Origin of the sequence: Streptomyces sp. SID12501 (assembly GCF_010550245.1) — a bacterium.
GTDB lineage: Bacteria > Actinomycetota > Actinomycetes > Streptomycetales > Streptomycetaceae > Streptomyces.
In genome coordinates, this window is record NZ_JAAGLU010000621.1 from 1 (window position 1) to 447 (window position 447).

Consider the following 447-nt stretch of genomic DNA (forward strand, 5'->3'; position numbering starts at 1 on the left):
CAGGCGCATCGACCGCACCGTCCGCCGCACGAGGCGCCGCAGCACGTACCCGCGGCCCTCGTTCGACGGCGTCACGCCGTCGCCGATGAGCATGAGCGACGAGCGCACGTGGTCGCCCACGACGCGCAGCCGGACGTCGTCCTCGCCGCCCGCGCCGTAGCGGCGCCCGGTGAGCTCGGCGGCACGCTCGATGACGGGGAAGACCTCGTCCGTCTCGTACAGGTTGTTCTTGCCCTGGAGCAGGTACGCGATGCGCTCGAGCCCGGCGCCGGTGTCGATGGCCTTGCGCTCGAGCTCGCCGAGCAGCGGGTAGTCCTTGCCACGCCCCTCGCCGCGCACGAACTGGTCGAACACGAGGTTCCAGATCTCGAGGTAGCGGTCGCCGCCGGGGTCGCCCGTGCCGCCCTCCGCGTCGGGGCCGAACTTGGGACCGCGGTCGTAGTGCCA

The 447-nt window shown here is 72.5% G+C and carries 1 protein-coding gene; it reads right to left on the reverse strand.

What is annotated here, in order from left to right; genetic code table 11:
- The coding region (locus G3I71_RS47585) for an alanine--tRNA ligase-related protein (protein ID WP_239149810.1) at positions 1–447 on the reverse strand (447 nt) is incomplete at both ends.